Origin of the sequence: Flavobacterium frigidum (assembly GCF_048286735.1) — a bacterium.
Taxonomy (GTDB): Bacteria; Bacteroidota; Bacteroidia; order Flavobacteriales; family Flavobacteriaceae; genus Flavobacterium.
The window spans coordinates 93,079-111,594 of sequence record NZ_JBLVPU010000006.1 but is presented as its reverse complement, the minus strand read 5'-3'; the positions used below and the strand labels follow the sequence as shown (position 1 = coordinate 111,594).

General features: G+C 34.0%; 16 protein-coding genes. 9 read left to right on the top strand and 7 right to left on the bottom strand.

The window, feature by feature from the left end; genetic code table 11:
* Positions 1-10 precede the first annotated feature (10 nt).
* From lptC to ACNQGO_RS05545, 4 genes are all read left to right on the top strand, one after another.
* Positions 11-565 carry an LPS export ABC transporter periplasmic protein LptC gene (gene lptC / locus ACNQGO_RS05560; RefSeq protein WP_417984614.1) on the top strand — a complete coding sequence of 185 codons (555 nt, stop codon included), beginning with the start codon at positions 11-13 and terminating at the stop codon, positions 563-565.
* Between the two features lie 12 nt (positions 566-577).
* Entirely contained in the window at positions 578-772 is a 195-nt protein-coding gene (locus ACNQGO_RS05555; RefSeq protein WP_309755206.1) for a hypothetical protein, read from the top strand.
* Between the two features lie 3 nt (positions 773-775).
* Complete coding sequence (locus ACNQGO_RS05550) at positions 776-2,035, top strand: hemolysin family protein (RefSeq protein ID WP_417984613.1); 1,260 nt, start codon at positions 776-778, stop codon at positions 2,033-2,035.
* Between the two features lie 108 nt (positions 2,036-2,143).
* Positions 2,144-4,240 carry a peptidylprolyl isomerase gene (locus ACNQGO_RS05545; protein ID WP_417984612.1) on the top strand — a complete coding sequence of 699 codons (2,097 nt, stop codon included), beginning with the start codon at positions 2,144-2,146 and terminating at the stop codon, positions 4,238-4,240.
* 198 nt (positions 4,241-4,438) lie between these two features.
* Here the strand turns inward: ACNQGO_RS05545 and ACNQGO_RS05540 are convergent, their stop codons facing one another.
* Positions 4,439-5,356, bottom strand: a complete 918-nt coding sequence (locus ACNQGO_RS05540) for a GYDIA family GHMP kinase (RefSeq protein WP_417984611.1) — start codon at positions 5,354-5,356, stop codon at positions 4,439-4,441.
* Positions 5,357-5,407: 51 nt separating this feature from the next.
* Positions 5,408-6,724, bottom strand: a complete 1,317-nt coding sequence (locus tag ACNQGO_RS05535; protein ID WP_417984610.1) for a hydroxymethylglutaryl-CoA reductase, degradative — start codon at positions 6,722-6,724, stop codon at positions 5,408-5,410.
* A 179-nt stretch (positions 6,725-6,903) separates the two neighbouring features.
* Here ACNQGO_RS05535 and ACNQGO_RS05530 point away from each other — a divergent pair, with 179 nt between their 5' ends.
* From ACNQGO_RS05530 to ACNQGO_RS05510, 5 genes are all read left to right on the top strand, one after another.
* Positions 6,904-9,075 carry a S9 family peptidase gene (locus ACNQGO_RS05530; protein WP_417984642.1) on the top strand — a complete coding sequence of 724 codons (2,172 nt, stop codon included), beginning with the start codon at positions 6,904-6,906 and terminating at the stop codon, positions 9,073-9,075.
* Positions 9,076-9,084: 9 nt separating this feature from the next.
* A complete protein-coding gene (locus tag ACNQGO_RS05525; RefSeq protein WP_417984609.1) occupies positions 9,085-10,629 on the top strand; it encodes a peptide MFS transporter in 1,545 nt (514 codons plus the stop codon).
* A gap of 4 nt (positions 10,630-10,633) precedes the next feature.
* Positions 10,634-12,397, top strand: coding sequence for a peptide MFS transporter (locus ACNQGO_RS05520; protein ID WP_417947884.1), 1,764 nt, complete (start codon positions 10,634-10,636; stop codon positions 12,395-12,397).
* Between the two features lie 44 nt (positions 12,398-12,441).
* Positions 12,442-12,900 carry a thioredoxin family protein gene (locus tag ACNQGO_RS05515; RefSeq protein WP_417984608.1) on the top strand — a complete coding sequence of 153 codons (459 nt, stop codon included), beginning with the start codon at positions 12,442-12,444 and terminating at the stop codon, positions 12,898-12,900.
* Between the two features lie 109 nt (positions 12,901-13,009).
* Positions 13,010-13,468 (top strand): thioredoxin family protein, encoded by a 459-nt coding sequence (locus ACNQGO_RS05510; RefSeq protein WP_417984607.1) that lies wholly within the window; start codon positions 13,010-13,012, stop codon positions 13,466-13,468.
* A 3-nt stretch (positions 13,469-13,471) separates the two neighbouring features.
* On the opposite strand, the gene ACNQGO_RS05505 is transcribed toward ACNQGO_RS05510, so the two are convergent.
* From ACNQGO_RS05505 to surE, 5 genes are all read right to left on the bottom strand, one after another.
* A complete protein-coding gene (locus ACNQGO_RS05505; protein ID WP_417984606.1) occupies positions 13,472-15,508 on the bottom strand; it encodes a ComEC/Rec2 family competence protein in 2,037 nt (678 codons plus the stop codon).
* 70 nt (positions 15,509-15,578) lie between these two features.
* Positions 15,579-16,100 (bottom strand): C40 family peptidase, encoded by a 522-nt coding sequence (locus ACNQGO_RS05500; protein ID WP_417984605.1) that lies wholly within the window; start codon positions 16,098-16,100, stop codon positions 15,579-15,581.
* A 29-nt stretch (positions 16,101-16,129) separates the two neighbouring features.
* Positions 16,130-17,242: a lipid-A-disaccharide synthase gene (gene lpxB / locus ACNQGO_RS05495; RefSeq protein WP_417984604.1), complete on the bottom strand. Its 1,113-nt coding sequence runs from the start codon at positions 17,240-17,242 to the stop codon at positions 16,130-16,132.
* A gap of 100 nt (positions 17,243-17,342) precedes the next feature.
* The gene (locus ACNQGO_RS05490; RefSeq protein WP_417984603.1) at positions 17,343-17,615 is read right to left on the bottom strand and encodes a hypothetical protein; all 273 of its coding nucleotides are present in this window, start codon (positions 17,613-17,615) and stop codon (positions 17,343-17,345) included.
* Positions 17,608-18,387, bottom strand: coding sequence for a 5'/3'-nucleotidase SurE (surE, locus tag ACNQGO_RS05485; protein WP_417984602.1), 780 nt, complete (start codon positions 18,385-18,387; stop codon positions 17,608-17,610). Before surE ends, ACNQGO_RS05490 begins: the two co-directional genes overlap by 8 nt.
* Positions 18,388-18,516: the final 129 nt, after the last annotated feature.

Below are 18,516 nucleotides of genomic sequence, written 5' to 3'. Positions count from 1 at the left end.
AGTATAGCGTATGACTTTAGTCCAAAAAAAGTATATCAAATTAGTTGTCACGGTATTTGCCGTGACACTGTTTTTTGGGTGCGAAAGTAATTTTAAGGAAATTCAAAAAATTAACTTCTCTGAATTTGTTCCTGGTAGTGATGCAGATATGGTAAATTTAAAGTATACCGACTCAGGCAGAATTACAGCCATTTTGGTTAGTTCTAAAATGTTAGATTACACCAGTGTTGATTTTCCTTTTACTGAATTTCCAAAAGGGATTGACGTCACTTTATTTGATAAAAAGGCAAAGAAAACATTCATAAAATCCAATTATGCGATTTCCTACAAAGGAACCAACATTATTGATTTGCAAGGAAAAGTAAAAATTTCTACTGAAGATGGGAAAACCTTAGAGACAGAGCAATTGTATTTTGATCAAAAAAACGAATGGTTTTTTACAGAAAGAAAATTTAAATTATCAGATCCAAAGGGAACTTCCAATGGGCAAGGAATCGATTTTAGCAAAGACTTTAAAGTGATAAATTCCCAAAAAATAACTGGCGAAATACAATCTACCGATTAATATCAAAACAATATGAACTACTTAAAATATACACAATACGTTTACCTGGTTTTTGGAGCGTATTTTATTTACGACGGAATTACTAAATTAAGTGATCCTTCAGGGACCTTTTGGTTGAGTTTCATGATTGCAGGATTGGCTATTTTTATGTTTTTCTTTAGACGTAAATTTGCCAAAAAATTTGAGGATCGAAACAAAAAATCCTAATAAATGGAAATTAGTATTATCATATTGTGTCTAATACTAAGTGCTTTTTTTTCAGGAATGGAGATAGCCTTTGTCTCTTCCAATAAAATTTATCTTGAGATTCAAAAAAAACAAGATAATTTCGTTTCAAAAATTCTGACGAAACTTACAGAAAAACCAACTAATTTCATCGTTACAATGCTTATTGGTAATACCATGGCTACAGCGGTCTATGGTTTTTTTATAGGCAAACTAGTGCTGCTGTGGTTTGGGGATTTGTCATTTCATTTTTCTAATGGATTTATTCTGCTGTTGCAAATCGTGATTTCGACATTCGTAATTTTAATTACTGCAGAGTTTCTTCCTAAAGTTTTTTTTCAAATTTATGCCAATTCTTTGATTAAGATTTTTGCTGTCCCAGCATTTGTATTTTACAAGTTTTTCTATTTGATAGCGGCCTTTTATATTGGGGTTTCAGATTTTATCTTACGCAAATTCTTTAAAACAGATGGAGATACAATTCAGTTGTATTTTAGTAAAATCGAGCTAGGGAATTACATTACCGAGCAAATGAGTAGCGTGGAGGATAATGAAATGGTAGACTCTGAAATACAAATGTTTCAAAACGCATTAGAATTTTCAGGAGTAAAAGCGAGAGATGTAATGAGTCCTCGTACTGAGATTATTGCTGTAGATTTATTTGATTCTATTGAAAATCTTAAAGAATTGTTTATTGAGACAGGCTATTCAAAAATAGTAGTGTATCAAAATTCGCTAGATGATATTATTGGGTATGTGCATTCATTTGATTTGTTTAAAAAGCCAAAAAATATCAAAGAAGTGGTGATTTCGGTTGAGTTTGTTCCTGAAACTATTTTTATAAAGGATGCTATGAATTTGCTAACTAAGAAACGTAAAAGCGTAGCAGTAGTTATAGACGAATATGGCGGAACCTCAGGAATTATAACTATTGAGGACATCGTAGAGGAGCTTTTTGGGGAAATAGAAGACGAGCACGATTCAAATGAAGAGCTAATAGAAAAAGACTTGGGTGATGGGGTTTTTATTTTTTCTACTCGATTTGATGTTGAATATTTAAACAATACCTACAAGTTTGCTATTCCGGAAAGTGATTCCTATGGAACTCTCGGGGGTTTTATAGTCGATTTCACAAAAGAAATTCCTCAAAAAGGAGAGGTGATTACCATTGGTAGCTATCATTTTATCATTGAAGAGGCCACAAATAAGAAAATAGAATTAGTAAAAATGACACGGCAAGAGTGATTTTTTTTGGGAAAATAAAATTTCTTGCAAAATAAAACGCTACTAGTATAATTATTAATTAGATAATTGTATTTTCGCAAACTGATTATAAAAATTAACAACAAAAAAATGGCAGTTTTACAAAAAATTAGACAACGTTCACTTCTTCTCATACTCGTTATTGGGTTTTGTTTATTAGCTTTTATCATAGGTGATATTTTTAATAGCGGTGGTTTCAATAGTACATCAAAAGATGTAGGAAGCATTGATGGAAAAGATATTTCTTTTGAAGATTTTAGAGTGAAAGTAAGTAATGTAGAAAAAAGTGGGCAGGGTATTACTTCAACGGAGGCAGCAAACAGAGTTTGGGAGCAAGAAGTTTCTGTGGCTTTACTAACAACTGAATTTGAAAAACTAGGACTTAGAGTAGGTGAAAAGCACTTATTAGAAGTTTTGAAAGCGGATCAAAACATTGGAGGAAATCCATTATTTTTAAATGCTGCAGGTGTATTTGATGTTGTAAAATTCAAAGAATATTTCAAGGCAAACCCTGCTCAAGCTCAATTCTTAAAAGATAGAGAGAAGGATGCCGATTTGAACGCAAAATACCAAATGTATACTACCATGATCAAAGCCGGTGTATACACAACTGAAAGCGAAGGAAAGTTTAAATACGAAATGGAATCAAATAAAGTGAACTTTGCATATGTAGCAGGTTTATACTCTACAATTAAAGATAGTGATGTAAAAATCACAGATGCTGAGATCGTTGATTTCATGAAGAAAAATGAAAAAAAATACAAAGCAGAGGAGTCTCGTGAAGTAGAATATGTTTTGATCGAAGATAAAGCTTCGCCTGCTGATGAAACAGAAGTTAAAACAAAAATAAATTCATTGTTGTCTGGAAGTGTAGTTTACAACCAAGCTACTGGTAAAAACGATACATTGCCAGGATTTAGAACTACTGCAAACACAATTGATTTTGTGAACTCTAATTCAGATGTTCCTTACGATTCAACTTATATTGCTAAAAAAGATTTACCTGCTGTAGATGCAGATAAGTTGTTTAACCTTCCTGCAGGTGCTGTTTATGGTCCGTATATATTTGGAAAATACTACTGTATTTCTAAATCTTTAGGTATGAAATCTGGTGTTAATGCTAAGGCGAGTCATATTTTAATTGGATATGAAGGTTCACAAGTTCCAAATCAAAAAGAAAAAAGAACGAAAGAGGAAGCTAAAGCTAAAGCTGAAGGTATTTTGGCACAAGTAAATGCTAATCCAGATAGTTTCATGATGTTGGCTTTTACTAATTCTGATGATTCATCTGCACAACAAGGTGGCGATTTAGGAAGTTTTGGTCCAAACCAAATGGTAAAACCTTTTAATGATTTCGTATTTAGTAACGGTATTGGTAAAGTTGGTTTAGTAGAAACTGCTTTTGGTTTTCATATTATTAAAATCACTGACAAGCAAGACGGAATCCGTTTGGCTACCGTAGCTCAAAAAATCGAAGCTTCAGAAGCAACTTCTGATAAAATTTTTACGCAAGCAACTAAGTTAGAAATGGATGCTGCAGATAAAGATTTTAATAAAGTAGCAAAAGGAATGGGACTTACTGTTGCTCCAGCGGTTTCTGTAAAAGGAATGGATGAGAACTTCGGAACATTAGGGAAACAAAGAACTATTGTAAGATGGGCTTTTGAAAAGGATGTAAAAATTGGATCGGTAAAAAGATTTGAAGTGGCTAATATTGGTCACGTAATTGCTAAATTGAAAAGTATTGACAATTCAGGATTAGTGGCAGTTTCTGTTGTTCGTCCTTATGTGGAGTCTATCCTTAAAAACAAGAAAAAAGCAGAGTTGATCAAAGCTAAAATGACAGGTTCGTCACTAGAAGCAATTGCTAAAGCAGTGGGTGGAACGGTTCAGCAAGCTACAGATTTAACAATGGAAAATACCACGTTACCTAATGTAGGTCCAGAGGCAAAAGTAGTGGGGAGCGCATTTGCACTTCAGGCTAATAAATTATCTGCACCAATCGAAGGAAACAGCGGTGTTTATGTTGTAAAAAACGTGAGTACTGTAAAAGCGCCAGTTTTAAAAAGCCACGCTGCTTATGTAACGAAATTGAAAGCGCAAAGTGCTTCTGATGCAAACAGAGTAATTCCTGCATTGAAAGCTAACGCTAAAATTGAAGATAACAGAATAGATTTTAGTTACTAATTTTTTTAGAAGGTAATTAATTCAAATAGAAATCCCGATGCATTTAAATGTATCGGGATTTTTTGTATTTTTCGTTTTGTAAATAGTATCGCCACTAGTTTTGTATGGCTTTCACAAGTTTTAAGTATCTGTAGAGTTGCTTTAACTTTTTAGATCCTTGCTCCAAAAAAAAGAGGTGTAATGGTAATAATGATAAGGCTAGCTCAATATCATATCCTCGTAAGCTACAATAGTTTCATATCCTTTGGCAGCAAAATATTCAGCAGGATGGTCCGCAGAAAGCGCCATTACAAAATCGCCACCCCAAGCACCAAGACTTTTAATTATACCATCAAAATCAGGAAAGAGTGATTCTTTGATGGTTGCTGTTTCTAACAGGATGCTCATTGCAATCTCGTGTTTTTGCAGTGCTGTCGCAAATGATTGGATGGTGGTAGCCTCTAGAATTTGCGCGGTTAAATCGTTATTGTTACTAATGGTTTTACCCAAACTATTTTTTTTATTCATTTCGTATGCAGCAATAGCATTTTTGCTACTTTGTTTTTTATTTAGGTATACAAAGTATAAATGATTTGTAAATTTAGGGTTAAAAGTAACTTGTTCAACTGAAGGAACGCCTTGATCCAAATGGTAAACAATAGGAGTGTCATTTTGTGCGCAGGCGATGTCATAACCGCTACCGCCAAAACTGTTTTTAAGCAACGTAAAGGCATCAATTTGCAGCCACTGCGCAATATTGTTTATCAACGTAGATGACGTTCCTAGTCCCCAGCTTTTAGGAAACCCAAGTTCTGTCGTTATATTATAACCGTTTGAATTTGAAATAAAATCTGGATTTAGTTTGTATGCCTCGTGTAAAATGGTAATCAATGTAGCTTTTACCGACTCATTTTCATCTGTTATTCCGCTAGAAATAGCAGCAAATGAAAGGGTGTCTTTAAACCAAATACTGCCATCGGCATCATAACTTTTCCAGATGATTTCGTTGTTATTTCCATCTTCAATGATGAGATTTTGACCCTTTTTTGTGGGTAAAGCAAAAGCTTTGGCGCCATCAAGAACAAGATATTCTCCCGTGATTAAAAGCTTGCCGTTGCTGTAGAATTTTTTTTTCATTGTCTTTGCGAGGAACGAAGCAATCTTATTTTTTGTTGCTTTGAGATAAAATTATTTTCTTAAACTTTCAATATAAGTGACCACGGCATTGTGCGATACGGGATTTTTCTTGAAATGTTTCTGAATCATGTGGCGTTCTGAATCAGTGGCTTCAAACTGATTGATGATGTTGTTCAAATGCATTTTCATATGTCCTTCCTGAATTCCAGTAGTTGTCAAAGAGCGTAAAGCTGCAAAATTCTGTGCTAATCCGGCCACAGCTACAAACTGCATTAATTCTTTGGCAGATGGTTTTTCCAGCATTTCCAATGATAATTTTACTAATGGATGCAACGAAGTTAACCCGCCGACAGTTCCTAACGCTAAAGGAATTTCCATCCAAAAAGTAAAAGTATCATTTTCGATTTTGGCATGAGAAAGACTCGAGTATTTTCCATTTCTAGAGGCATAGGCGTGTATTCCGGCTTCGACAGCGCGGAAATCATTACCCGTCGCCAATACAACGGCATCTACACCATTCATAATTCCTTTATTATGTGTTACAGCACGATACGGCTCGACTTCGGCGATTTGAACGGCTTGTACAAATTTCTCGGCAAATTCCTGTGGATGTAAAATGTTTTTATCTTCCAAGTCAGCTACTGCACATGATACTTCTGCTCTTACGATGCAATTTGGAACATAATTAGATAGAATACTCATCACAACTTCAATCTCTTTTTCCGTTTCTGTGAACAACGTATAATTGTGTGCTTCTGTTTTTAATGTTTTAGAAAATTGTTCCAAACACGAATTGATGAAATTGGCACCCATGCTGTCTTTGGTTTCAAAAGTAGCATGTAGCTGAAAATAATTAGGCAACAAATCGGTTTTGTCTTTTAGAATAATGTCTAAAATTCCACCACCGCGTTTTTGCATGTTTGTGGTAATCGATTCGGTTTCTGAGAAAAATTTGTTTTTGTGTTGAGCAAAAAACAAATTCAATTTTGACACATCGCCTTTATAGATAAAATGGACCTGCCCTATTTTTTCGGTATTGAGAACGGTAGCCTTAAAACCACCACGTGTAGACCAGAATTTAGCTGCTTTTGAGGCAGCTGCAACCACTGAGCTTTCTTCAATGGCCATGGGAATGGTGCTGTATTTTCCGTTAATGAGAAAATTAGGGGCAACTCCAAGAGGAATGTAGAAATTAGTGATAGTATTTTCGATGAATTCATCGTGTAGTTGCTGTAGTTTTTCGTCAGAATTCCAGTAGTTTTTCAGCAAGGCAACGGCATCCGTAGGTGTTGAAAAATATTCATTGGCAATCCATTTTATTTTTTCTTCTTTGGATAATTTAGAAAATCCGCTAATAGCCTTGTTCATTCTCAATTGATTATGGTATAACTGGTTGCAAATATACGGTTTTAGCCCTTTTATTTACAATCAAATTTATGGTAGCTCTAGGTAGTTGTAAATGATACTTTTTACATTTAACATATAAAATGACCATTAATTGTAATTTTTTCACTAAAATTGACGGTTTTTATCTTTAAATATTTATGATGCATTCTAAAAAAATTATAATATTATTTTTGTTCTTATGTTTTACGGTTGTGGGTCAACAAAAAATCACAATTGACGAAATGTATAACGGTACATTTCGTGCAAAGGGTATGGATGAATTACAGTCCTTGATGAATACAAATCAATACACGGTCTTAAATGCAGACAGACAGAGTAGAAGCATGCAGATTGATTTGTATGATTTTGCAACCTTAAAAAAAGTAGCAACACTAATTGATACTAAGGCACACAAAGAGTTGGCACAGGGGATTGATAGTTATACGTTTGATGCTACTGAAAAATTGATTTTAATTGCTTGCAACACCAATCAAATCTTTCGCCACTCCTTTACTGCAGATTATTATTTGTACGATATCGCCAGTAAAAAACTAAAGAAATTATTTGATTTTCAAGTGCAAGAACCAACCTTTTCTCCTGATGGAAAAAAAATAGCGTATGCCAAAGAAAATAATCTGTTTGTATACGATGTAACTACAACAACATCGACTCCAATAACTAGAGACGGACAAAAGAACAGCATTATCAATGGTATCACGGATTGGGTTTATGAAGAAGAATTTGCTTTTGTAAAAGCATTTGATTGGAGTGCTGATAGCAAGAAAGTTGCCTACATTCGCTTTGACGAAAGTCAGGTTCCTGAATTTTCGATGTCTATGTTTGGAAAAGACCTGTATCCTACAATGCAAACATTTAAATATCCTAAAGCGGGTGAAAAGAACGCAGTAGTATCGTTGCATGTTTATGATGTAAGTTCGAATGCAGTAAAAAACATAAATCTAGGAAATTACAATGATTTTTACATCGCCAGATTAAAATGGACGAACGATGCCAATACGTTATCAGCTCAAGTTTTAAATCGTCACCAAGATAATTTAGACCTCGTTTATATTGATGGGAATTCAGGTGCTGTGAAAGTAGTTTTAAATGAAAAAGATAAAGCATACGTTGATGTAACTGATAATTTAACTTTTTTAAAAGACAACAGTTTTATTTGGACTTCTGAAAAAGATGGTTTCAATCATATTTATTTATACGATAAAAATGGAAAACTGAAAAACCAACTGACCAAAGGAACGTGGGAAGTTACAAATTACTATGGCTTAGATGAAAAGACAAATACAGTTTACTATCAGTCTGTAGAAAATGGTTCCATTAACAGAGATGTTTACAGAATAGGCCTAGACGGAAAAAATAAAATTCGTTTATCTCAAAATACGGGTACAAATGCAGCGACATTTAGTCCTAATTTTCAATATTATATCAATACTTTTTCTAGTATTTCGCAACCTACAACCTACACTTTGAACGAAGCCAAAGCGGGTAAACAAGTTCAGGTTATTGAAAACAATGAAGCATTAGCAGTAAAGTTGAAAGGATATAATTTACCTTCAAAAGAATTCTTTGTTTTAAAAACGGATAAAGGGAATCAATTGAATGCTTGGATGATTAAGCCTAAAGATTTTGATCCTACTAAAAAATATCCTGTTTTCATGTACCAATATTCAGGTCCAGGTTCACAGCAAGTGAACAACGAGTGGAACAGTACAGATGATTACTGGTTTATGATGTTATCACAACAAGGATATATTGTAGCTTGTGTTGACGGTCGCGGAACTGGTTTTAAAGGAGCTGCGTTTAAGAAAGTAACGCAATTACAGTTAGGAAAATACGAAGTAGAGGATCAAATTGATGCTGCTAAAGTTATAGGGAATTATTCATTTGTAGACAAATCTAGAATCGGTATATTTGGCTGGTCCTATGGAGGATTTATGTCTTCTAATTGCCTTTTGAAAGGGAGTGATGTTTTTAAAATGGCAATTGCTGTAGCTCCGGTTACCAACTGGCGTTTTTATGATAGTGTATACACAGAACGGTACATGCAGACACCGCAAGAAAATGCAAACGGTTACGACGACAATTCACCAATAAACCATGTAAACAAATTGAAAGGGAAATTTCTTTTGATACACGGCTCAGGAGATGACAATGTGCATGTTCAAAACTCCATGCAAATGATAGAAGCCTTGATTCAAGCCAATAAACAATTTGATTCCCAAATTTATCCAGACAATAATCACGGAATTTACGGTGGAAAAACTAGAATTCAATTGTATACAAAAATGACTAATTTTATTAAAGAAAATTTATAACAGCGCTTTATGACGGACGATGCATTGAATAAGGAAGAATTTTTTGGACATCCAAAAGCGCTTTTTATACTGTTTTTTACCGAAATGTGGGAACGTTTCTCCTTTTATGGAATGAAAGCCTTATTGATTTTTTATCTGACAAAGTACCATTTGTTTTCAGACACTTCGGGGAATTTATTAATTGGTAGTTATGCAGCTTTAGTGTACGCTGTTCCCGTAATAGGAGGTTTTATAGCCGACAGGTATTTGGGATTTAGAAAAGCAATTGTTTTTGGAGGTATAATGCTTGTATTAGGCCATTTAGGAATGGCTTATGAAGGGAATGCCGCCACGCAATCCATGACTGGCGAGATCACACGAGACAATACTGCTTTACAAATATTTTATTTTTCTTTGTCATTAATAATTGTTGGTGTTGGTTTTCTTAAAGCAAACATCTCGTCATTAGTAGGCGAACTCTACGAAACAGGAGATAAAAGAAGAGATTCTGGATTTACATTGTTTTACATGGGAATCAACTTAGGTTCATTTTTGGCTACGCTAATTTGTGTTTGGCTTGGTGAAAAATACGGCTGGAGTTATGGTTTTGGAGCAGCTGGAGTCGGAATGTTTTTTGGATTATTGACTTTTATTTCCGGAAGAAAATTATTAATGGGCAAAGGAGAATCGAACAACGCTTCGTTTTTAAAGGTAAAATCATTTGGACTTAAGAATGAATGGTTAATTTATGCGGGAAGTGTTTTGTCTACAGTATTATTTTGGCAAATGGTTCAAAATCACGATGCAGTTTCTTGGGCTTTAAAAATTGCAGGGGGGATTTCTTTTGTATATATCGTCTACTATGCCATAACGCATTTAGATGGTAAAGCACGTCATCAATTGATAGCTCTAACCATTTTGATTGTATTTACGATTGTCTTCTGGGCATTGTTTGAACAAGCGTATACCTCTATGAATTTATTTGCGGACCGAATACTAGACCGAACTATATTTGGTTATGAAGTATCTGCTGGACAGTTTTTAAGTTTTAATGCCTTATTTATTATTTTGTTGGCACCCGTTTTCGCTTGGATATGGCCCAATTTGGGAAAATATAATCCTAATACAGCCGTAAAATTTGCTTTAGCATTAGCTTTAGTCGGTTTAGGTTTTGGAGCGTTAGTCATGGGAATAAATCTTTCTGGTACTGGTAAAGTAGCTGCTATTTGGTTGATATTAGCCTATTTTTTACATACTTGTGGAGAGCTGAGTTTATCGCCAGTAGGGCTTTCTGCAGTAACTAAATTATCTCCAACAAAAATCGTTGGGTTTATGATGGGCGTTTGGTTTTTGGCAACAGCCAGTTCAGAATTTATTGCTTCGATTTTAGCAAATATAGCTTCTGTCGATACTTCAAATGGTACAGCGCCAGATTTGAATTTAGCAAAACAGAGTTACTTAGTCCTTTTTGAATATTTATTTTATACAGGGCTTGGTTTCGGAGTACTACTGTTAGTACTTTCGCCAATAATAAAAAAATTAATGCACGGAGTAGATAAAGAATTAAACAATTAATAACATGAGTCAAAATACTACAGATCAATTTTTTAAAAGTACCGTTTTAGGACATCCAGCTGGTTTATTTGTCATTTTTTTTACAGAAATGTGGGAAAGATTTTCATACTACGGAATGCGTGCTTTATTAGTGCTATTTTTAACATCATCACTCATAGGAAGTAATCCAGGTTGGGGCTGGCCTAGAGAACATGCTTTGGCAATTTATGGTTCTTATACAGCTTTAGCGTACTTGACACCTATTTTAGGGGGTTATATTGCAGACAAAATCATAGGGTATCGTTGGGCGGTTATATATGGTTGTCTTTTGATGACATTAGGTCATTTTTCAATGGCGTTTGAAGAGGTGAGTCACGCTTTTATGTACTTGGGGCTTTTTTTATTAGTGATGGGGATTGGTTTGTTTAAACCGAATATGACTTCTATCTTATCTCACATGTATAAAGATAAAATAGAAAAAAAAGATGGTGCTTTCAGTATCTTTTATATGGGTGTGAATTCTGGTGCATTTTTAGGAATGTTATTGTGCGGATACATTGGAGAAAGTGAAAATTGGGGCTGGAATTACGGCTTTGGATTGGCTGGAATTTTTATGTTAATTGGAATGTTGCAATTTTATTTTACTCAAAATATTTTTGGGGACATTGGTTTAAAGCCTAATAAAGACGAAATTATAAACCACAACGAAGACGAGTCTATTGCAAAATTAAATCCTTTTTCAAACTTCGATTTATCAATTATTGGTATTGTATCGATACTTGGTTTGGCTTGGATTATCAATGATCCGATTTCTAAAATATCAAGTTTCAATTTGTTTGATTTTAATGTGGGAAGTCTTAGCGGTAGCAATTTTGTAATTATTGCTGCCTTATTGCTTTTTGTGTTTGTATTGATAAAAAGAATTTCACAATATACACCGGTTCTAAGAGATCGTATGATTGCGGTTGTGATTTTGGCATTTATCACGGTATTTTTCTGGGCTTCATTCGAACAAGCGGGAGGGTCAATGACCATTTTTGCAAGTGATTACACTGACAGAATATTAGAAGGGAACTCGAAAGTGATTTTTAATATCGTAAATACGATATTAACAGTTACGCCAATGGCTATTATAACCTTTGTTTTGATGAAGTTGTACAAGCAAACTTTTAAAAAGTATGCTTTGGGTAACGTTGTTTTAGCCATTGGTTTTGCCATTATTTGGGTAATTGTTGTTTATATGCTTAAAGACCAATACGCACAAGTAAAAGCAGAAATTCCAGCTACATGGTTTGGTATTCTTAATTCCTTGTTTATCATTACTTTTGCGCCATTGGTAGCTAAATTATGGGAAAGTAAATACAACCCGTCAGCCACCGTTAAAAATGGATTGGGAATGATTCTTTTAGGTATCGGATTTGGTGTTTTAGCCTATGGTTCAAGTACAATTCCTACAGGAGCAAAGGTAGCTTCGGTTAGTTTAATTTGGTTAGTATTTGCATATCTTTTCCACACTTTGGGAGAATTGTTCATCTCTCCGGTAGGGCTATCTTATTTGAGTAAATTAGTACCAGGTAGAATGATAGGTATTATGTTTGGTGTTTGGTATCTTGCTATCGCCATAGGAAACAAAATTGCTGGAACAATGGGTGGCATGATTGATGAGATTACCGCTCAATATTCGATGACGACATTTTTCTTGATATTCACCTTAATTCCAGTAGGATTAGGTTTGTTTATCATGCTTTTAACACCTGTTTTGAAAAAATTGATGCACGGTGTTCGATAAATTTTAGGCACCATTTTTGATTTTGAATCAATAAAATTATAAATATGAAGAAAATAATAGTTGCTTTGTTATTGTTTGCAGGCTCGTTTGCCGCCGAAGCACAAGAATTAGTTTGGGAAACCAATGTCACTAAGGCAATGGCAATTTCGAATGAAACCAAGAAACCGTTATTGTTATTTTTTACGGGTAGTGATTGGTGCGGATGGTGTATTCGTTTGCAAAAAGAGGTTTTAAAAACACCAGAATTTGCTACTTGGGCAAAGGAAAATGTGGTTTTAGTAGAGTTGGATTATCCTAGTAGAGCGCCACAAACTCCTGAGATTAAAAAGCAAAATGAAGAATTACAAATGGCTTTTGGAATTCAAGGGTTTCCAACCATTATATTGGCAAATGCTACGACCAAAGAGGGCAAAGTTAATTTTGAAGGCATTGGAAGGACCGGTTATGTAGCTGGCGGGCCCATTGCTTGGTTGGCTGTTGTCAACGGCTTTCTTAAAAAATAAAAGTAGTATTTACTTAATTTTTTAAATTATATGGAAGGTTTTTGTATTATACTTGTCAGGTGTGTTTGTTTTTTGTTATTTTTAGAAAAATATTTCAAAACAACCCCAAATGAATACTAAACTACTATTGTCTTTTTTATTACTTATCTTTTTTAATTCTAACGCTCAAGTTTTTAACTGGATTACTGATGTTGATAGTGCTATTTCAATTAGTAATAAAGAGAACAAGCCTATGCTCTTGATCTTTACAGATGCTAATTCCAGCAAAAGCCCATTGTTTACTCAAATTTTTAATACATTAGATTTTGCTATTTGGGCTAGAGATAATGTGGTTGCGGTAAAATTAGATTTAACAGATGACGAATCCAATGGATCTTTAGAACGTAGTTCGTCATTAAGAGTAGCTTTTGGAGTACAAGAATTGCCTACAATATGTTTTGCAAGGGCAAAAATTAGAAAGGAAAAAATTAATTACGAATTAATAGGTAAAATTGGTGTTAAACCTGGAGGTGTTAAATCTTGGATTGCTAATGCAAAAATAGTTTTGGCCGGACCTGTTGAAGAATAATTTTTACTGTAATTTATAAAATCCCTTTTCAACAGTTGCGTGAAAAGGGATTTTCTTTTTCTCGCAACTTGACTTCCATAGTTTTTGAATGGTTACGTAATTGGTTGCATCAGCGATAATTATTTTTGGCTGTAGGGTCATTATTAAACGATCTAGATTTATTTTAGTAGAATGGGTTAAGATGATAACATCTGGATTGATTTTTTTTGGATAAATGCCCGAACTGTCAATAATGAAAATCCTTTTTCCGTTAAAATAAAAAAAGTTTTGTAATTTTTTCTTCGTTTCGATAGCACTTAAACTGCCTATACGGTAGGAGGTTATTGTGTTGTTTTTTTGAATGTTTTGTAAGATGCTATCAGTAGCATAAACCGTTATATTATGCCCATTTCTCTCTGTAACAATAGTATTCTTCTTGACATTAAATACAATCAATTCTTGTTCATTTTGTATTTCCCATTGCTTGCTTAAGCAACATATTTGGACTGTAATGATAGCAATTAGCATTAACGCTAGTTTGTTAAAAGTGGGTTTCTTTATCCATATCATGACTGTTATAATGACAAAGTAACTGCTCACCATCACAGAATAATGCAAAGGGATATCATGAATTATAAATTGTTCAAAAGATGCAATTGAATTGATAATTTTATTCAAGTAAAAAATGCTTTGTTCTAATAATTGCGAGAGGAATAAAGGAATGCTGTTTAGCGCTGCTAAAGTCATCACTACAACACCCAAAATCATTATAATACTTAATAGCGGAATTACCACGAGGTTGGTGATAAAAAATAGTCCAGGAAATTGATGAAAGTAATAAATACTTAGCGGTAGTGTTCCTAATTGTGCCGCGAATGAAACAGTAAGAATGTCCCAAATGTATTTAGAAAATTTATTTTGTGGTATCCAAATCGAGGCTAATAGCGGTTGCAACCAAATAATAAAGAACAAGGCCAAATAGCTTAATTGAAAACCCACATCAAAAAGGAACGATGGTTCGAAAAGCAAAATCAATAACATGGAGACGATTAAAGTATGGTAAATATTATCGCTACGACGTAAATGATTTCCTATAGCCACAAATGAAAACATAGTCACGGATCGAACAACGGAGGGTGCTAAACCTGCAAGAATCCCAAACGAGAACAAACAACACAGAATAATTAGTAATTTAATAAAAGAGCCGCGTTTTGTATTAGGGATGGGTTTTAAAATAAAAGTTGCAAAAATTAAAATAAATCCAATATGTAATCCTGACACGGATAAAATATGTACGGCACCAGCATATTGGTAATCCCGAATAATATCTGGGTCAATATCCTGTTGTTGTCCCATTATTAAAGCTACCGCAACGTTTAATTCTGTTTTATGGAAGTTATTTTTTTCTAAATTATGAATGATTCGTGCTCTTAATTTTGAGGAATAATACCAAATGTCTTTCTTAATTTCTGAACCAATTTTTATATCAAGTGCATCAGCATACAATTGCGCATAAATTTGTTTATTTTCTAGATATTGGCTGTAATTAAACTGATAGGGATTGTTAGGAGGCTTATTTTTAGACAAAACAGATTTAATTAGTAATGGTGTTCCAATTTCGAATTTTCGATGCAAAGTGTCCTTTTGTATGTTCAAAATAATCCTCCCCGTTTGCTTATCTTTACCGATAGTGTTAATCTCTGCTATGTAGCGATCGCTAAAGGCATTACTTTTCAGTTTTTCACGAATAGTGAGGGATATGGGACTCGGTTTTTCAAATATTGTAGTATTGTGGATGTAGTTGCTTTTTTGGTATCGATGGGTATGAATTATTTGTGTTGAAATTCCGATTATAAAAGAGAGTACGTAAGTGGATAGACCAAAGTAAAAAGTATTCCGACTATTTTTTTTAAACAAAAAGAATAATACTCCAAAAGCGCTTATGGATGTGGCTAGTAAAAAATGATACACAAAGTCTGGTAGTGGAAAGTAATTGGCATAAAGGATGCCTATTACAAAACCTAATGTTATTCTTGTCAACGGAAAATGGAGTGCTTTCATGTATCTAAAGTACGCATTTTTAGTAAGAAACAACTTTGTATTTTATGTGTAGTTTATGAATTTCCTTGTTTTAAAGGATTCGATTAAATTGCGCAAAAGTTTTTTTGTAATACGGTTCTTTTGTAGAGGAAATAATTACACCTTTTGAAGTAGAGGAATGAATAAATTGTATCTCATTATCTGTAGCTTTAATTACAATTCCTACGTGGTTTATTTGTGATTTATTATTGGTTTTAAAAAAAATTAAGTCTCCTTTTTGAATTTCATCTCGATTTGGATCTAAAACGGTGCCTACTAATGATTGCAGATAAGAGTTACGAGGCAATGTTATATTTTGCAGTTCGAAAACGTGGTAAACCAAACCAGAACAATCAAAACCTGAAGCAGTTGTGCCACCATACTTGTATTTTGCTCCTAGATTTTCAGTTGCTTTTTCAACAAGTTCTTCGGCTTGCCGATTTGTTTTTCTTTTGGCTCCTTTTACTATTTTTTCTTTTTTGAGTTCTGTTTTTTTAGAGGTGACTATTGGACTACTCGATTTACAAGCCAAGAAAAAAATAAGAACTAGTAGTAAGCCTGTAAAATGTTTCAAAAGAGTTTTTTTTGATGAATAGAAACTTGTTATTGTAAATCATTAATAATTAATGCAGCTGTTTTTTCACTCGCGCCAATTCCGCCTAATTTATTTTCTAATAACGCATATTTTTCTAAAAGCGTATTCCTATGATTTACTTCTAGTATTTTTGTCAATTCTCCTCTAATGCGTTTTGTGGTGCATTCTTCTTGAATTAATTCTGTGACCACCTCTTCATCCATTATTAAATTTACTAATGAAATGTATTTGAGTGTAATGATTCGTTTCGCAATTTGGTAGGAGGCCCAACTGCCTTTGTAACATACAACTTCTGGAACTTTAAAAAGTGCCGTCTCAAGAGTTGCAGTCCCAGAGGTAACTAATGCTGCAGTTGAATTTCGTAATAAATCGTATGTTTTATTGGAGATGAATTTTATGTTTTCCTGCGAAATAAAATCTTTATAAAAATTAAATTCTTGACTTGGAGCGCCAGCAATTACAAATTGGTAAGCAGGAAAATCATTAACAACGCTCAGCATTACAGAAAGCATTTTTGTAATTTCTTGTTTTCGGCTTCCTGGTAAAATGGCGATTATGGGTTTTTGATCCAACTGATTTTCTCTTCTAAAAGTAGTGGCATCGATCGCAGGCTGATTTTGAATAGCATCGATGAGCGGATGTCCTACGAACGCAACAGGGAAGTGATGCTTGTCTTCGTAAAATTGTTTTTCGAAAGGCAAAATCACGTACATTTTATCAATATCCCGTTTTATGGCGCTTATTCTACTTTCTTTCCATGCCCATATTTGTGGAGATATATAATAATGTGTTTTCATTCCTAAAGCTTGAGCCCATTTTGCAATGCGCATATTAAAACCTGGATAATCGATAAAAATTAAAACATCAGGCTGAAACTCTAGAATGTCTTTTTTACATATTGTGATATTATTCAAAATAGTTTTTAAATTAAAAATCACTTCGATGAAACCCATAAATGCCAACTCTCGATAGTGCTTAACAAGAGTACCGCCTTCATTTTTCATCAAGTCTCCACCCCAAAATCGAATGTTGGCATTGGGATCTTTTTTGTATAATTCTTTCATCAAATTTGAACCGTGCAAATCTCCAGACGCTTCACCTGCGATAATATAATATTTCATACTTTATTGATTAGGAATTTATGAGTAAGATAACAAACCAGTCACGTTTTTGTTTTTGTATCGTTATTTTGCAATCGCAAAGATAAACTTATATTATTTCTTAAATAAATAGGGTTAAAAAAGTCATCGTTATCACTGCTAAAACAACACCTCGTGCCATTGTTTCTCTATTTAATTTTAGCAAAACTCCGAAAGTTATTAGTGTCAAAATGGTCCCTAAGGTTATGATTTTACCAAGCTTTCCTTGCGAATGCATGATTTGGATTCCGGCTGTAAAAGTAAAGTCAGTGAAAAGAGTTATAAAAATATAACTACCCAATAAGGTTGTAACAAATCCGAGGATAAAACCTAAAAACAAGTCTTTTTTATTCATTCCATTTCCAAGTGTTAAGTTCTTGTATCGTGTGATGGGCAGTCAAGTCAAATTGCACGGGTACAACCGATATGAAATCATTTTGTAGCGCCCATTCATCGGTATCTTCTCCCTTGTCTTGGTTTACAAATTCTCCTGCAAGCCAGTAATAGTCTTTTCCTTGAGGTGTTTTTCGCTTGTCAAATTTCTCTACCCAAAGCGCTTTAGCTTGACGACAAATTCGGATTCCTTTAATTTCTGATTCTTTTAACTTAGGGAAATTCACGTTCAAAACGACACCATTAGGCAGCCCGTTTTCTAAAACTTCTAAAGTTATTTTTCGGATAAAAGATTTTATGGTTTCAAAATCGGCATTCCAGTCATAATCCAATAATGAGAAACCAATAGCAGGAATTCCTTCTATGCCTGCTTCAACGGCTGCGCTCATTGTTCCAGAATAGATCACATTTATAGAGGAATTAGATCCGTGGTTTACTCCAGAAACGCAAAGATCCGGTTTGCGCTTTAGGATTTCATTTACAGCAAGTTTTACACAGTCAACCGGTGTTCCAGAGCAACTGTACTCTAAAAAAGGATCACTCTCTTTTGATATTTTATTGAGATATAACGTACTATTTATAGTAATGGCGTGTCCCATAGCGCTTTGTGGCTTGTCTGGTGCTACCACTACGATTTCGCCAATTTGAGACATAACATCGATTAAAGCACGTATTCCTGGTGCAGCTATACCATCATCATTGGTAATCAAAATTAAAGGTTTGTTTTTCATCATCATTTAGGGTTCAAAAAGCGATAGTATATTTATTTTTTGTAAGACAAATGTAACTACATGTATCTGAAATTATAAACAAAAAATAAAAATAGTTAATGTTGTTTTATTTACGTTAAAAGGAAAGAACAT

What these genes read in the sequence shown, in the direction of transcription:
- ACNQGO_RS05550 (WP_417984613.1), top strand. Translation starts at nt 776, where the DNA reads ATGGAAATTAGTATTATCATATTGTGTCTAATACTAAGTGCTTTTTTT.
- ACNQGO_RS05535 (WP_417984610.1), bottom strand. Translation starts at nt 6,724, where the DNA reads ATGAACAAGGCTATTAGCGGATTTTCTAAATTATCCAAAGAAGAAAAA.
- ACNQGO_RS05545 (WP_417984612.1), top strand. Translation starts at nt 2,144, where the DNA reads ATGGCAGTTTTACAAAAAATTAGACAACGTTCACTTCTTCTCATACTC.
- ACNQGO_RS05515 (WP_417984608.1), top strand. Translation starts at nt 12,442, where the DNA reads ATGAAGAAAATAATAGTTGCTTTGTTATTGTTTGCAGGCTCGTTTGCC.
- lpxB (WP_417984604.1), bottom strand. Translation starts at nt 17,242, where the DNA reads ATGAAATATTATATTATCGCAGGTGAAGCGTCTGGAGATTTGCACGGT.
- ACNQGO_RS05505 (WP_417984606.1), bottom strand. Translation starts at nt 15,508, where the DNA reads ATGAAAGCACTCCATTTTCCGTTGACAAGAATAACATTAGGTTTTGTA.
- ACNQGO_RS05530 (WP_417984642.1), top strand. Translation starts at nt 6,904, where the DNA reads ATGCATTCTAAAAAAATTATAATATTATTTTTGTTCTTATGTTTTACG.
- ACNQGO_RS05555 (WP_309755206.1), top strand. Translation starts at nt 578, where the DNA reads ATGAACTACTTAAAATATACACAATACGTTTACCTGGTTTTTGGAGCG.
- ACNQGO_RS05520 (WP_417947884.1), top strand. Translation starts at nt 10,634, where the DNA reads ATGAGTCAAAATACTACAGATCAATTTTTTAAAAGTACCGTTTTAGGA.
- ACNQGO_RS05525 (WP_417984609.1), top strand. Translation starts at nt 9,085, where the DNA reads ATGACGGACGATGCATTGAATAAGGAAGAATTTTTTGGACATCCAAAA.
- ACNQGO_RS05540 (WP_417984611.1), bottom strand. Translation starts at nt 5,356, where the DNA reads ATGAAAAAAAAATTCTACAGCAACGGCAAGCTTTTAATCACGGGAGAA.
- ACNQGO_RS05510 (WP_417984607.1), top strand. Translation starts at nt 13,010, where the DNA reads ATGAATACTAAACTACTATTGTCTTTTTTATTACTTATCTTTTTTAAT.
- ACNQGO_RS05490 (WP_417984603.1), bottom strand. Translation starts at nt 17,615, where the DNA reads ATGAATAAAAAAGACTTGTTTTTAGGTTTTATCCTCGGATTTGTTACA.
- lptC (WP_417984614.1), top strand. Translation starts at nt 11, where the DNA reads ATGACTTTAGTCCAAAAAAAGTATATCAAATTAGTTGTCACGGTATTT.
- surE (WP_417984602.1), bottom strand. Translation starts at nt 18,387, where the DNA reads ATGATGAAAAACAAACCTTTAATTTTGATTACCAATGATGATGGTATA.